Source organism: Ruegeria sp. MALMAid1280 (assembly GCF_049195285.1).
GTDB lineage: Bacteria > Pseudomonadota > Alphaproteobacteria > Rhodobacterales > Rhodobacteraceae > Ruegeria.
Window position 1 is genome coordinate 62351 of sequence record NZ_JBMIRT010000037.1, and the last position, 14480, is coordinate 76830.

Annotated in this window: 16 protein-coding genes; 9 read left to right on the forward strand and 7 right to left on the reverse strand. The window is 60.5% G+C overall.

The genetic code is table 11. The features are described from left to right. Nucleotides 1-136: 136 nt before the first annotated feature. Genes ACOQFT_RS04180 through ACOQFT_RS04190 form a run of 3 tightly spaced genes read left to right on the forward strand, consistent with a single transcriptional unit; the run spans nt 137 to nt 2219 of the window. Complete coding sequence (locus tag ACOQFT_RS04180; RefSeq protein ID WP_421596896.1) at nt 137-880, forward strand: SDR family oxidoreductase; 744 nt, start codon at nt 137-139, stop codon at nt 878-880. Then, nucleotides 877-1485, forward strand: coding sequence for an enoyl-CoA hydratase/isomerase family protein (locus ACOQFT_RS04185; RefSeq protein WP_421596779.1), 609 nt, complete (start codon nt 877-879; stop codon nt 1483-1485). The genes ACOQFT_RS04180 and ACOQFT_RS04185 overlap by 4 nt, the downstream gene beginning before the upstream one ends. Then, nucleotides 1482-2219 (forward strand): VOC family protein, encoded by a 738-nt coding sequence (locus ACOQFT_RS04190; protein ID WP_421596780.1) that lies wholly within the window; start codon nt 1482-1484, stop codon nt 2217-2219. Before ACOQFT_RS04185 ends, ACOQFT_RS04190 begins: the two co-directional genes overlap by 4 nt. Here ACOQFT_RS04190 and ACOQFT_RS04195 read toward each other — a convergent pair whose 3' ends face one another. Continuing rightward, the gene (locus ACOQFT_RS04195) at nt 2220-2516 is read right to left on the reverse strand and encodes an HNH endonuclease (RefSeq protein ID WP_421596781.1); all 297 of its coding nucleotides are present in this window, start codon (nt 2514-2516) and stop codon (nt 2220-2222) included. It lies immediately after the preceding gene. Nucleotides 2517-2564: 48 nt separating this feature from the next. Between ACOQFT_RS04195 and ACOQFT_RS04200 the strand changes: the two genes are divergently transcribed. Further along, nucleotides 2565-3749, forward strand: coding sequence for a TIGR03862 family flavoprotein (locus tag ACOQFT_RS04200; RefSeq protein WP_421596782.1), 1185 nt, complete (start codon nt 2565-2567; stop codon nt 3747-3749). Here the strand turns inward: ACOQFT_RS04200 and holA are convergent. The 4 genes from holA to ACOQFT_RS04220 form a co-directional block, all read right to left on the reverse strand. Further along, nucleotides 3741-4769 carry a DNA polymerase III subunit delta gene (holA, locus tag ACOQFT_RS04205; RefSeq protein WP_421596783.1) on the reverse strand — a complete coding sequence of 343 codons (1029 nt, stop codon included), beginning with the start codon at nt 4767-4769 and terminating at the stop codon, nt 3741-3743. The two genes, ACOQFT_RS04200 and holA, sit on opposite strands and share 9 nt — an antisense overlap. Beyond that, a complete protein-coding gene (lptE, locus tag ACOQFT_RS04210; protein ID WP_421596784.1) occupies nt 4766-5269 on the reverse strand; it encodes an LPS assembly lipoprotein LptE in 504 nt (167 codons plus the stop codon). The genes holA and lptE overlap by 4 nt, the downstream gene beginning before the upstream one ends. Further along, nucleotides 5256-7793, reverse strand: a complete 2538-nt coding sequence (leuS, locus tag ACOQFT_RS04215) for a leucine--tRNA ligase (RefSeq protein WP_421596785.1) — start codon at nt 7791-7793, stop codon at nt 5256-5258. Before leuS ends, lptE begins: the two co-directional genes overlap by 14 nt. 72 nt (nt 7794-7865) lie before the next feature. Then, nucleotides 7866-8351, reverse strand: coding sequence for a DUF3576 domain-containing protein (locus ACOQFT_RS04220; protein WP_421596786.1), 486 nt, complete (start codon nt 8349-8351; stop codon nt 7866-7868). Between the two features lie 285 nt (nt 8352-8636). On the opposite strand from ACOQFT_RS04220, the gene ACOQFT_RS04225 reads away from it, so the two are divergent. After that, the gene (locus tag ACOQFT_RS04225) at nt 8637-9686 is read left to right on the forward strand and encodes a porin (protein ID WP_421596787.1); all 1050 of its coding nucleotides are present in this window, start codon (nt 8637-8639) and stop codon (nt 9684-9686) included. A gap of 103 nt (nt 9687-9789) precedes the next feature. Then, the gene (locus ACOQFT_RS04230) at nt 9790-10449 is read left to right on the forward strand and encodes a YggS family pyridoxal phosphate-dependent enzyme (protein WP_421596788.1); all 660 of its coding nucleotides are present in this window, start codon (nt 9790-9792) and stop codon (nt 10447-10449) included. Here the strand turns inward: ACOQFT_RS04230 and ACOQFT_RS04235 are convergent. Next, the gene (locus ACOQFT_RS04235) at nt 10433-10933 is read right to left on the reverse strand and encodes a L,D-transpeptidase family protein (RefSeq protein ID WP_421596789.1); all 501 of its coding nucleotides are present in this window, start codon (nt 10931-10933) and stop codon (nt 10433-10435) included. The two genes, ACOQFT_RS04230 and ACOQFT_RS04235, sit on opposite strands and share 17 nt — an antisense overlap. Beyond that, entirely contained in the window at nt 10930-12024 is a 1095-nt protein-coding gene (gene ribA, locus ACOQFT_RS04240) for a GTP cyclohydrolase II (protein ID WP_421596790.1), read from the reverse strand. The genes ACOQFT_RS04235 and ribA overlap by 4 nt, the downstream gene beginning before the upstream one ends. Nucleotides 12025-12185: 161 nt before the next feature. Between ribA and ACOQFT_RS04245 the strand changes: the two genes are divergently transcribed. From ACOQFT_RS04245 to ACOQFT_RS04255, 3 genes are all read left to right on the forward strand, one after another. Further along, on the forward strand, nt 12186-12872 hold the full coding sequence (locus tag ACOQFT_RS04245; protein WP_170447042.1) for a response regulator transcription factor: 687 nt from the start codon (nt 12186-12188) through the stop codon (nt 12870-12872). A gap of 204 nt (nt 12873-13076) precedes the next feature. Continuing rightward, nucleotides 13077-13472, forward strand: a complete 396-nt coding sequence (locus ACOQFT_RS04250) for a hypothetical protein (protein WP_421596791.1) — start codon at nt 13077-13079, stop codon at nt 13470-13472. 157 nt (nt 13473-13629) lie between these two features. After that, nucleotides 13630-14418, forward strand: a complete 789-nt coding sequence (locus ACOQFT_RS04255) for an exodeoxyribonuclease III (protein ID WP_170447038.1) — start codon at nt 13630-13632, stop codon at nt 14416-14418. Nucleotides 14419-14480 lie beyond the last annotated feature (62 nt).

Here is a 14480-nt window from a genome sequence, read left to right on the forward strand (position 1 = left end):
AGAACCCTTCTTGATCAATTTTGCGGGCATCGTCGTGCCTGTGGCGCCGGGCGTCAAGGGGCAAGGGCTGGACCCGTTCCCTGTTGGCGCGGTACAGATTCACACAATCTCAAAACTACGGAGCTACAGAGGTCACATGCAGGGGAAAACCGTACTGATAACAGGGGCCAGCCGCGGCATCGGGGCCGAGGCAGGGCGCGTATTTGCCGCAGCCGGTGGGAATGTCGCTTTGGCCGCACGCAATCGTGATCAGATCGGGGCGCTGGCCGATGCGCTGGGCGAAAACGCCATCGCGCTGCACTGTGATGTCAGCGATTTCGCGCAGGTCGAACAGGCGGTGGCGGATTGCGTCGACCGGTTCGGCGGGCTGGACGTTCTGATCGGAAATGCGGGTGTCATTGACCCGATCTTCCATCTGTCCAATGCCGATGTTGCGGCGTGGAGCGCGGCCATCGACATCAACCTCAAAGGCGTTTTCTACGGAATGCGCGCGGCCCTGCCCGTCATGCGCGCCGCGGGCGGGGGCACGGTGATCACCGTTTCTTCGGGGGCGGCGTCCAATCCGATCGAGGCGTGGAGCCACTATTGCGCCTCCAAGGCCGGGGCCAAGATGCTGACCGAATGTCTGCATCTTGAGGAATCCATTCACGGCATCCGCGCCATGGGCCTGTCGCCCGGAACCGTGGCCACCGACATGCAGCGCGTCATCAAGGCCAGCGGCATCAACGCGGTCAGCCAGCTGGACTGGAGCGATCACATCCCCGCCGATTGGCCGGCGCGGGCGCTGCTGTGGATGTGCTCGGCGGATGCGGACGAATTCCTGGGCACCGAAATCTCGCTGCGGCGTGAAGATATCCGGCAAAGGGTTGGACTGACGTGATCGAGCTGACCAAGGATGACGGGTTGTGGACCGTGACGCTCAACAACCCGCAAAAGGCCAACGCCTTGACCAACGCGATGCTGACCGAACTGGCCGAGATCGCCGAGGCCGCCACCGAGGCGCGCGCCCTGATCCTGACGGGTACAGGCAAGGTGTTCAGCGCCGGGGCAGATCTGGACGAGGCGCGCGCCGGGTTGGCGACCTCGGATGTGTGGGAGAGGCTTTCGGGTGCTATCGCCGCTCTGCCATGCCTGACAGTGGCCGCCCTCAACGGAACGCTTGCGGGCGGGGCCAACGGGATGGTGTTAGCCTGTGACATTCGCATCGCGGTGCCGCAGGCCAAGTTCTTCTACCCGGTCATGAAGCTGGGCTTTCTGCCGCAACCGTCAGACCCGGTGCGTATGGCTGCCCTGATCGGACCGGCGCGGACCAGAATGATTTTGATGGGTGGGCAGAAGATCACCGCGCATGAGGCTTATGCCTTTGGTCTCGTCGACCGCGTGGTTGACCCCGACAGGCTGATGCCAACGGCGCATGAACTGGTGGCGGACAGCCTGGCAGCCGATCCCCGGATTGCCGCCGGTATTGCAAGGATGTGCCCATGAGATTGTCTGCTGTGCTGTTACGTGTCGCCGACCCGGACCGGCTTACCGCGTTTTACACGGATGTTCTGGGCATGACCGGGCGGGCGCAGGGGTCGAATCGCCGTGTTGGCTATGGTGGTCAGGACGCCGATCTGCTGCTGATGCCGGGTGGCGGGGGCTATACCCATGACAGCGGGCAGAGGTATTGGAAGATCGGGATCACCGTGCCGAATGTCGATCTTGCCGCCGCGTATCTGCGTCATAAAGGGGTTGAGGTCTCGGACCCGAATCAGTTCCTCGACATTGGCTATATGTGCCATCTGAAAGACCCCGAGGGTTTTGTGATCGAGCTGCTGCAACATGACTTTCAGGGCAACCGCCCCGAAAATGCGGCCGACCCGGCCGAGCCGTTCGCCAAGGCCTGTATCGGTCAGACCACCTTGCGTACCGGCGATATAGCTGCCGAGGATGGGTTCTGCCGCGCGCAGGGAATGCGCCTGCTGTCAGTGCAGGATGTGGATCAGTACGGGTTCGACCTGCATTTCTATGCCTTCACAGACGAGGTGCCACCGAACCCGGACCTCTGGTCGGTCGAAAACCGTGAATGGCTGTGGAAACGCCCCTATACCACGTTGGAATTCCAACATCTTGCGGGCGCTCAATTTGCCCCGGCGCCGGATTATAGGGGGTTGGAGGTTCAGGGGCTGACGGTTTCCTTCCGCGATGCCTTTGGCGACCCGGTGCGGCCCGGCTGATCACCGCCTGCGCCGCTTGCCCGGCACTTTCGACCGAAACCCGGGCGGGCGTTTGCGGATCCAGTTCAGGAATTTCTCCAGCCGCGGGTGGGCGCGCAGGGCATCGACCGTGTTGAACGTGCGCGCCAACTCGGCTTCGGACAGGGTGGCATGGATCTCTTTGTGGCAGATGATGTGCAGCAAAACCGTGGGTCCGCCCTTGCCCCCTTTGAGTTTTGGGATCAGATGGTGCAGGCTGCCGCCCCCATCCGGGATGGGGCGGTCACAGAGCGGGCAGATCGGTTCGTCGGTCGACATGGCAGGGACAAATTTGCGCCGGATGGCGCAGAAGGCAAGGGGGCGGTAATGGCGCAGGCAGTGGTAATCGGGGCCGGACCCGCAGGCCTGAAGGCGGCGGAGGAACTGGCTGCTGCGGGTCATGACGTGCTGGTCGCCGAGGCCAAACCTTCGGTCGCACGCAAGTTTCTGATGGCTGGAAAATCGGGCCTGAACCTGACCAAGGATGAACCGTTCGAGACACTGCTGCAGGCCTATGGTGAGGCCTCGGACTGGCTGCGCCCGATGGTTGCCGGGTTCGATGCCGCCGCAGTGCAGGACTGGGCGCGCGAACTGGGACAGCAGGTGTTTACCGGCTCGACTGGGCGGGTGTTTCCCACGGCGATGAAAGCCTCGCCTTTGTTGCGCGCGTGGCTAAGGCGGCTGGATAGCGCAGGTGTTCAGATCAAAACCCGCTGGCGTTGGTTGGGGTGGGACGGCGATGCGCTGTTGTTCGGGACTGTGGATGGCCAGAAAAGCATCACGCCGGATGTCACCGTGCTTGCGCTGGGCGGGGCCAGCTGGGCGCGGCTGGGATCGGACGGTCAGTGGGCGCAATCCTTGCAGAAGAAAGGTGTGGAGCTTGCGCCGTTCGCCCCTGCGAACTCGGCCCTGTCCGTCGATTGGAGCCCTCATATGCAGCCGCATTTTGGGGCCGCGCTGAAGTCGGTGCGCTGGTTGGCCGGAGAACTGGACAGTCGCGGTGAGGCCACGATATCGGCGACCGGGCTTGAAGGTGGCGGGCTGTACTCTCTGACCCCGGCTCTGCGCGATGGAGCCGATTTCTGTGTTGATCTGGTACCTGATCTGGACGCGGCTTCTCTGCGGCAGCGGTTGGCCGCAAAGAGTTCAAAGACCACGCTGTCGCAATGGATGAAAAAGTCATTGAAACTACCGCCGCAAAAGATCGCGCTGTTTCACGAGATGATAAAGCGTCGTGCGCTTCCCAAGTCGCACGAGGTAACAATAATCAAACGCCTCCCTATCGTTGGGGCACGGCTTCGCCCGATGGACGAAGCGATTTCAACGGCAGGCGGTGTCAGACAATCCGCAGTGGATGACGGGCTGATGCTGACCGCGCTGCCCGGTGTGTTCTGCGCCGGTGAGATGCTGGATTGGGAAGCCCCGACCGGGGGTTATCTGCTGACCGCCTGCATGGCGACGGGGAAATGGGCCGGGCGATCCTCGGCAGAGTGGGTGAACCGTTCAGCGTGACCGGGCCAGCATCGCCAGACGGATCATCGCACGTTCCACCAGCGCCATCGCAGGGGCGGTCTGACCTGCCGACCGCAGCGTCAGGTCGGTATCGGTGAGGACGGTCAGAGCCGTCTGCAGTTTTGGTGCGCCCCAGCCCTGCGCCTGCCGCAATATCCGGTCGCGGCGTTTGCCATAAACCGGCGGGCGCAGCTTACCGATGCCCTGCGCGGCCCCGCCTGGGTCGGACGCGCAGGCGTACAAAGTCCTGAAATGCCGGGTCGCGCCGATGCACAGGCTGACCGCGTTGGTGCCCTGCGATTGCAGACGCCGGATCAGCGGCCCGATCTCGCCCGCGCGGCCATCAGCGACCACGTTCAGCACATCGTCCAGCGCCGCCTCGGTCGAGCGGGGGGCGCAAGCCTCGATATCTTCAATGGTCAGATCCGAACTGTCACCGCGTTTGTAGAGAGACAGTTTTTCAATGGTCTGCGCGAAATCGCCCGGGCTGATCCCGGTGGCCAGCTCTGCAAGCGCCGACATCGAATCGCGTGGGATGTTCCGCAAACCGGCCTCGGTCAGAATCCGTTCGATCTCACCGCGCGAGGGGGGATCGTCGTAGATGCCAACCGCGTAGGCCGCCGGATGCGCCTCGAACGCCTTGCGGATTTTCGAGCTGGGCTTCAATTGCCCGGCGGTGACAATGATCTGAGCGTCGCCCGGAGCCCAATCCTCGAACGCGGCGAGGATCGCCGGGGCGGCGACATCGGTGGTGTCTTCGACGAACACGGCGCGCGGACCGGGGAAGAAGCCAACTGCCTTGACCGCGTCCAGCAAAAGGGCCGGGTCACCGCGCAAATCCGCTCCCGGCATCCGGGTCAGGCGCATTTCCTCTTCGGCGTTGGGACCCAGAAGTGCGGCCAGAACCTGCTGCCGCTTCAGCGCCACGCGCATCGCATCCGCGCCATAGATCAGCAACCCGGCCTTGTCGGCATCTGGCCGGGCGAAATACCCCTCAGCCTCGCGCGGGCTGAGCTTCATGTGCCAAGGCCCGGTGCGGCGTAAAGCTCGGCTATGATCTGATCCGAAAGAATCACCATCAGCCGTTCTCTGGCATCGCGTTCGTCGGCCAGTGTGGATACGGTCGAACCGGCGGCCGAATAGCCGACGAAATTGCTGACCGTGCCTGAGGCAATGACCTGACCGGACGCATTCGACCGAAGGGTGTAATTCGCGCTGCCTTCGATGGTGTATCGGTTGGTCTCGTTCGTTGTTGTGATCGCAGCAGACTGGAATGCGGTCGAAACCCTCACATCCAGGTTGTATTCGCCGCCCGACGTTGCGCTGCGTCCCAGACGCTGTTCCAGATTCTGAACCAGCATATAGCTGTCGACCGAATTCGGAGCCGACACGGCGACCCTGCCATTCAAGGCCGTGCCCGAACCGCCGGGCGCGTAGACCGGTTCAAATCCGCAGGCGGCCCCCAGAAAACAGGCAGCCAGCGGCATCATCAACAGAGTTCTGCGATTAAACAACGACATTCACGATCCGGCCCGGGACAACGATTACTTTCTTCGGCGCATTGCCATCTAGCGCCTTTTGCACAGCTTCGGTGCTGAGCGCGATTTTTTCAACCTCGTCCTTGGCCAAATCCTTGGCCACGCTGATTTCCGCGCGACGCTTGCCGTTGATCTGGATCGGCAGGGTAACGGTGTCGTCGATAAGCATTGCCTCGTCGGCGACGGGCCACGGGGCGGTGGCGACCAGACCTTTGCCGCCCTGATGTGCCCAGATATCCTCGGCCAGGTGCGGTGTCATGGGGGACATCAGCTGTGCCAAGGTCTTGATTGCCTGTTTCTGCGCCGCAGCACCCGCTTTGGACTTGGCCAGCGTGTTGGTGAAGGCGTAGAGCTTGGCGATGGCGGCGTTGAAGCCAAAGCTCTCAACGCCGAGTGTCACGTCGTGGATGGTTTTGTGCATCTCGCGCAGCAGCTCTTGATCCCCTTCGCCTTTCGCGTCGGGCTCCATGGCGCCAATCTTGTCGCAGAGGTTCCAGACGCGGTTCAGGTGCTTATACGCGGCCTCGGCTCCGGCTGCGGTCCATTCCACATCCCTTTCCGGCGGCGAATCGGACAGAACAAACCAGCGCGCGGTATCTGCACCAAAGGCCGAGATGATGCTGACCGGGTCGACCACATTCTTCTTGGATTTCGACATCTTGGCCGAGGGGATGATTTCGACCTCGGTGCCGTCGGCCAGTTTGCCGTCGGTCACATCCTCGGGCAGGTGATAAACCGGGCGGCCATTGGCGTCGCGGGTCTGGTAGATCTCATGTGTCACCATGCCCTGGGTGAACAGCGCATCGAACGGCTCGATCGCCTTTTTCGGCAGGTGGCCGGTGATCTGCATCGCGCGCGCAAAGAAGCGGGAATAGAGCAGGTGGAGAATCGCGTGTTCGATCCCGCCGATATACTGGTCGACATTCATCCAGTATTCGGCCTCGGCCAGATCGGTCGGTGTTTCGGCGCGCGGGGCGGTGAAGCGGGCGAAATACCACGACGAATCGACGAATGTGTCCATCGTGTCGGTCTCGCGCCTGGCGGGTGCACCGCAGGACGGGCAGGCGCAGTCGCGCCAGGTCGGGTGGCGGTCCAGCGGGTTGCCCGGCTTGTCAAAGGTGACATCATCGGGCAGGCGAACCGGCAAGTTCTCTTTCTTTTCAGGCACCACACCGCAGCTGTCGCAATGCACAACAGGAATCGGGCAGCCCCAGTAGCGTTGGCGGCTGAGCCCCCAATCGCGCAGGCGGTATTTGGTGACGCCTTCGCCCCAACCGGCTTTCTCTGCGAAATCGACGGTGGCGTTGATCGCCTCGTCGCCTGTCGCCTCGGTCAGGCCCGCGAAATGGTTCACCCAGCGGACTTTTTCAGTTTTCGGCGGGACAAAGGCGATCTTGTCGACCGGCGTATCATCGTCCAGAGCAAAGAAGGTATCTACCACCGGCAGGCTATATTTGCGGCAGAAATCCAGGTCGCGCTGATCATGGGCCGGGCAGGCAAAGATCGCACCGGTGCCGTAGTCCATCAGGATGAAATTGGCGATCCAGACCGGCAGTTCCCAGCTCGGGTCCAGCGGATGTTTGACGCGGATGCCGGTGTCATAGCCCAGCTTTTCGGCGGTTTCGATGGCCTCTTCGGTGGTGCCGCCCTTGCGGCATTCGGCAACAAACTCAGCAACTTCGGGGTTCTTGGCCTCCAAGGCTTTCGCAATCGGGTGATCCGGCGAGATGCCGACAAAAGACGCGCCCATCAGCGTATCGGGCCGCGTCGTATAGACAGTGATCGGATCGCCACCATCGGTGCGTTCAAAGCCGAATTGCAGGCCGCGCGACTTGCCGATCCAGTTTTCCTGCATCAGGCGCACCTTGGCGGGCCAGTTTTCCAGCGTGTCCAGTGCGTCCAGCAGTTCCTCGGAATAGTCCGAAATCTTGAAGAACCACTGGGTCAGCTCGCGGCGTTCCACCAACGCACCCGAGCGCCAGCCGCGACCATTTTCCACCTGTTCGTTGGCCAGAACGGTCATATCCACCGGGTCCCAGTTCACCACGGCGTTCTTGCGGTAAACCAGCCCGGCCTCAAGCATATCCAGGAACAATGCCTGCTGCTGCCCGTAATATTCAGGGTCACAGGTGGCGAATTCGCGCGACCAGTCGATCGACAGGCCCAGCGGCTTCATCTGCCCGCGCATGTCGGCGATATTGCCATAGGTCCAGTCCTTGGGATGGCCGCCAATCGCCATCGCGGCGTTTTCCGCAGGCATCCCGAACGCATCCCAGCCCATTGGGTGCAGTACGTTGTGCCCGGTCGCCAGCTTATGCCGCGCGATTACGTCGCCCATCGTATAGTTGCGCACATGCCCCATATGGATTCGGCCCGAGGGGTAGGGGAACATCTCGAGCACGTAGTATTTCGGCTTGTCCGCCGTGCGGTCGGCGGTGAAGATTCCGGCCTTGTCCCAGGCCTCTTGCCATTTTGCTTCGATTTCGTTGGCCGAATAGCGAGACATCGTGCGGTCCTTCGTGAATGAAAACGCCGGGCATGAACCCGGCGTGGTAATATTGTGATTTTCTGCGGGTGGCTAGAGCTTGTTGTCCGCAATGCGCAACTGACGGGCGCGGGACAGGATGGCATCTTCGATCGCCCGCGCCGTGGCCGCGCTGACCGGTGCGCCGCCGCTGGTCTGCAGCGACACCGACAAAGAGCGCGCCGCCAAGGCCGGGTCGCTGATATGTACGGTCGCGCGGTATTGGCGCCCGCCACCCGGGGGCGTGCCGTAACCCGTTACGATCACACCGGTAAACGGATCGACCTCCTGCACAGGCAGGAAATTCAGCACATCCAGCGAGGCAGCCCACAGATAGCGATTCACATTTGTGACCTGCTCGGCGTTTCTGTTGTCGAACAAATCCCAGATTGTCGAACGTTCCGGATCGTTGAGCTCTTGTTCATCAGAGTTACCGCCCGTGGCGACAACATTCGGATTAGGCGCCGCCCCCCGATTCTCTCCGCAAGCCGACACGGCGGCAGTCACTATGATCAAACCGAAAATCGTCTGCAGGCGCATTGTCGACTGGTCCTGTTCACTTTGGTCTACGTTGTCAGATGTTACTCCTAGACAAGGACCCGTTCAGCAACAACCCTATTATTGTCGCATAAGGGCGGGGGTCAGGGTTGGTCGGGCCCTCAAAACAGACTGTGGCATCCTTGCACCAATTTTGTGCCAATGCGGTCCATTCATTTATGCCAAGCTTGCGCGTTGGGGGCAAAAAGAGCGAAACGGTTCCCGTGCTGAGACATGTGCTGAGGCATGTGTCGAGTAGATAAACTTTTTGAAACCGAGGGAAACAAGATGAAAAAAGTTCTCTTCGCATCGACCGCTCTGATCGCAACAGCAGGTGTTGCAGCGGCCGAAATTAGCTTCAGCGGTTATGGCCGCTTTGGTATTGGCTACCTGGAAGACCGTGCGCAATCCACCACGGTAACCGGCGCTGGCGCAGACGGCCTGATGGGCACTGCTGACGACGTTTCGGCAGTTTCGTCCGCTGACACCGACGACGCAATCCTGGTCTCGCGCTTCCGTCTGAACATCGACGGCACCGCAGAAACCGACGGTGGCGTTCAGTTCTCGGCTCGTGTTCGTATGCAGGCTGACGAAAACGCCGCCAACGGCGAAGCAAACAACGCCAAACTGAACGGCGCACGCTTCTCGGTCATCTACGGTGGTCTGCGTGTTGACGCCGGCAACGTTGCCGGTTCGTTCGACAACCTGGCAAACTACTACGGTAACGAAGTTGGTCTGGAACTGTTCGCAGGTCAGTACTCGGGCGTTGACTACAGCTTCCTGAGCTACCAGTCGGGCGACAGCGCAGGTTCGAACGCTGTGTTCTTCCAGTACGCAGTTGGCGACTTCGCCTTCGGCGCGTCGTATGACCAAGCTCAGGTTACCACTGTTGCAGCGGGTGGCCTCACATCGACCACCACCGACGCAGACCGTTGGGACGTAAGCGCGACTTACACCTTCAACAACATCACCGCAGCTGTTGCCTATGGTCAAACCGACGGTGGCGCTGGCTCCGATCCGAGCCTGACTGTTCTGACCCTGGGTGCAGAATTTGGTGACTTCTCGGGCACTCTGTTTGTTGCAGACGACGCCACCGAAGTCGCTGCCACCGACGGTACCGCATGGGGTCTGTCGGCCGCCTACAACCTGGGCGCCGCAACCACCCTGCTGTTCACCTACGGTGACGGTAACGCCGACGCTGACACGCAAGAAATCGCTGTTGGTGCCATCTACGACCTGGGCGGCGGTGCATCGCTGCGCGGTGGTATTGGCCGCAACGACTGCGACGTTTGCGAAGATCGCATCCAAGCTGACTTCGGTGCACAGTTCAACTTCTAAGTTGATCTGAAACCGCAAGGTTTTAGGGCAGGTCTTCGGACCTGCCCTTTTCTTTTGTACCGACATGGTGTTTTCCTGCGCTCAAAGCAGATTGAGGAACCCAATGTCACTGCAAGATATCACTGACCGTATTGCCAAAGCCGAAACCGCCGCGGGGCGGGCTGCGGGATCCGTCAAACTGATCGCGGTCTCCAAAGTGCAGCCGGATGAGCGTGTGCAGGCCATTCTGGATCAGGGGCATCGGTGTTTCGGTGAAAACCGGGTGCAAGAGGCCGCTGGCAAATGGCCGGACTTTACTGCGCAATTCCCGGATGTCGATCTGCATCTGATCGGGCCGCTGCAAACCAACAAGGCCCGGCAAGCGATGGAACTGTTCAGCACCATCCACTCGGTCGACCGGCCCAAGCTGGCCAGGACACTGGCCCGGCTGGCGCAGGAGGTCGGCTCCTGCCCGGACCTGTTCATTCAGGTCAATACCGGGGAAGAGGAGCAAAAGGCGGGTATCCTGCCCGCCGATGCCGACGCCTTCATCGCCGAATGCCGGGAATTGGACCTGCCGGTTCGGGGGGTGATGTGCATCCCTCCGGTTGACGAGGAACCCGCGCTGCATTTTGCCCTGCTGGCCAAGATTGCCGGGCGCAATGGTCTTGAGGGCTTGTCGATGGGCATGAGCAGTGATTTCGAAAAGGCCATCGCGCTGGGGGCAACCCATATACGCGTCGGCTCTGCCATTTTTGGCGAACGGGTCAGACCTCGGGAATAATCAGCCGCGTACCCAGCGACACCTTACTGGCAATCCAGTGCAGGTGGTCGCGGCGGAAGGCGACGCAGCCTTCGGTCGGATAACCGGGGCGACGCCATTGGTGAATAAAGATTGCCGAACCGTGACCGGGCACGGCATTGGGCCAGTTCCAGTCGGTGACCAGCACCATATCATAAAGCGGGTCGGCGCGGCGCAGCTTTTCATGGCTGAAGGCATGGGGTGCGGTGACCAGATTGTTGTACTGGTCGTCCCGGACGTCATCCGACCACAGATCGCGTGGACCGATGGGAATCGCCCATTCGCACGGTTTCGCAATCCGGTCCGGTCGATAAAACATGCCGACGATATGGTGCATTCCGGTCGGCGTGGCGCCATCGCCTTCGCGCTTGGTGTTGCTCAGCCCGCCTTTGCCGATGGAGCAGGGAAAGATCCGACCGGCAAATCGCACGCCAAGCGGGGTCAGCACCAGATCGGCAGGCGTCACAGCAAGTGCCCCGACTTGGCCGCCTTGGTCGCCAGATACCCTCGGTTGTGGGCGGTTTCACCGACCTTCAGGGGCACACGTTCGGTGACGGCAATACCGGTCTTTTCCATCATCGCTATTTTCGCCGGATTGTTGGTCAGCAGCCGAACCGAGCTGAACCCCAGCGATTTCAGAATGTCCGATCCCAGCCGGAAATCACGCTCATCATCCTCAAAGCCCAGCCGGTGATTGGCCTCGACCGTGTCAAAACCTTGATCCTGCAGGAAATAGGCGCGCATCTTGTTGGCCAGACCGATGCCGCGCCCCTCTTGGTTGAGGTACAGCAGCACCCCGGCCCCTTCCGAGCCCATCTGCGCCAGTGCGCCCCGCAGCTGAGGGCCGCAATCGCATTTAAGACTGCCCATCAGGTCACCGGTGAAGCAGGCCGAATGCAGCCGCGCCAGAACCGGCTTGTCGCGATCAGGACGGCCGATTTCAACGGCGTAATGCTCTTCGCCGCCATCCTCGGGGCGGAACACGTGCAGCCGTCCGGCCTCGGAAACCTCCATCGGCAGCCGGGCTGCAACGACGGCATGTAATTCGCTACGGTCGGCCAGATGCGGCGCGGCGCGGGTGTGATCAATGCAGGTCAGGCCGTGTTGGGCCGCGAAATCGCGCCCGTCCTTGATAGGCATGACCACAGCTGCGGGCAGCAACCGTGCCGATTTGGTCAGGGCGATGGCGATACGGTGCAGATTGGCGTGGCCCTGACGCTCGGTCATCAGGGGGCCTTTCATCGGCGCATTCAGATCGTCAGACGGGTCGGCCACGGCCTGAACCCAGGCAATATCCGCGTCGGCCGGAATGATTACCCGGGCCAGATCGCCGTCATAGGCCCGCGCCTTCAGCGTCTCGGCCCGGCGTACGGTGACGGCGACGACCGGCTCGCCGCCAAGGCCGCGCAGATCCGCAAGCCGCTGGGCACTCAGCGTTTCGGTGGCAATCGCCAACACGCTGAAACCGCTGCCATCGGTCAGGGCAACCGGAACCCCCATGCGCAGGTCCGCGCGGGCCCGCGCCAGCAATTCTGAAATATCCGGGATCAGACTCATCTATGTTACCCTGTAACGTTCTGGCCTTCCTGTAGCCTGATAGAACGGAAATGTGAAACATTTCCTCCGCCTCGGACACGAGGGCGTGAGACTATTGCAGTAAACCTTGTTGATTGCATCTTCCGCGCGCAAGTGGTGGAAAAGGCTTAGGAGGACCGGACATGGCTCAGCTCAAGAAAATCCTGCTGGTGGATGACGACGAAGACCTGCGCGAGGCGCTCAGCGAGCAACTTGTGATGACCGAGGATTTCGACGTGTTCGAAGCTCATGACGGGGCGTCCGCAATGGAGCGCGCGCGCGAGGCGATCTACGATCTGGTCATTCTGGACGTCGGCTTGCCGGATACCGACGGGCGCGAGCTGTGCCGCCTGATGCGCAAGCAGGGTGTCAAAAGCCCGATTCTGATGCTGACAGGTCATGACAGCGACGCGGATACCATTCTGGGTCTGGATGCAGGGGCTAATGACTATGTCTCAAAGCCGTTCAAATTCCCGGTTCTGCTGGCCCGCATTCGTGCCCAGCTGCGTCAGCACGAACAGTCCGAGGACGCAGTGTTCGTTCTGGGGCCGTACACGTTCAAGCCTGCGATGAAGATGCTGATCACCGAAGAGGATCGCAAAATCCGGCTGACCGAGAAAGAAACCAATATTCTCAAGTTCCTGTACCGCTCGACCGATGGCGTCGTCGCCCGCGACGTGTTGCTGCACGAGGTCTGGGGCTATAACGCTGGTGTCACCACCCACACGCTGGAAACCCACATCTACCGCCTGCGCCAGAAAATCGAACCCGATCCGTCCAATGCACGCCTTTTGGTCACAGAATCGGGTGGATATCGATTGGTCTCTTAACTCGTTGTGGATTGACGTGGATCAAAGTGATACTCTGGATGTGTAATTAGAGTTCTCCCAACCCGCGCATGTCCGGGTCATGACATGCACCTCCCTGTTGGACTGCCGGGCCTGATGGCCCGGCTTTTTTTGTGGGGTGGTGCGTTAGTAAGACGTCTGCTTTGAACTCTTTTCGCAACTTTCTAGGTTCGTTATGTTCGCCGAATGAAGCGCCTTTTCATAACCACTTTTCTCATCATTTTCTCGGTGATCACCGTTGGAATTGCCGTGGCACAGATCAACAGAGCGACATGCTTCCGACACGGGGTGTTGCCAAGATCCTTTGCGGATGCGGAAGTCGAGATTGGAGGGCGAATCTTTCGAGAAAGCAAGAGCGAGTGGGCGGCACTGGGAGTTTCCGAACCTGAACTGCTCAGAGCTATCAATATACTTGAGATAAACGGGCCGGCAATGAACTTTGAACACGCTTCAACTAGATATGTATCGCTTGAACTAACGGTGTGCCCTGCGATTGAAATGCCAATTGCACTAGGTTTTCATTGTGAAAAAACAGCCAATCTTGGATGGATCGCGCGTCGCTGCCAACGGGATAGGGGGTAACTTCGCTGAATACTAATTTTTTTCCCGCAATGAATCGAAAGCCAGCAACCTTCGCTAAACTGTCATTTTTGGTCAAATGCATTTTGGTGCACTTTCTAATAGTACCCCATCTCACACCGCGCTAACCTCCGCCCAACCCGCGACAGAGGAATCCCCCATGCCTTTCACCCTTGCCACCTGGAACATCAACTCGGTCCGCCTGCGCGAGCCCATCGTGCTGAAATTGCTGCAGGAAGAGGCTCCGGATGTTCTGTGTTTGCAGGAGTGCAAGTCTCCGGTCGAAAAGATCCCGACCGAAGGGTTCGCCGAGCTGGGCTATACCCACATGGTTGCGCGCGGTCAGAAGGGCTATAACGGCGTCGCCATCCTGTCGCGCCTTCCGATGGAAGAGGTGGGCGACAAGGATTTCGCAGGTCTCGGCCATGCCCGCCACATCGCCGGGCGGTTGGAAAACGGCGTCACCATCCACAACTTTTACGTCCCTGCAGGCGGTGACGTTCCGGATCGCGAGGTGAATGAGAAGTTCGGCCAAAAGCTGGATTACCTCACCGATATGCGCGATTGGTTCCATGCGGAAAAGCCCGAGAAATCCATTCTGGTCGGCGATCTGAACATTGCCCCGCGCGAGGATGATGTGTGGTCGCACAAACAACTGCTCAAGGTCGTGTCGCACACGCCGATCGAGGTAGAACAGTTGGCCGAAACGCAGGATGCGGGCGGTTGGGTGGATATCACCCGACAGGATATCCCCGAAGGGCAGCTCTATAGCTGGTGGTCCTACCGGGCGCGCGATTGGGATGCGGCCGACAAGGGGCGGCGGCTGGATCATGTCTGGGCCACGCCTGATATTTCGAACGCGGGCCATTCCAGCCGCATTCTGCGCGATGCGCGCGGGTGGGAGAAACCCAGCGACCACGCACCCGTTTTTGCCAGTTTCGATCTGTAAAGCGGCAACTCTGCCCTTGGTTTCCGCAGCCAGCGGTTGCATATAGGGCGCAAGTTCGAACC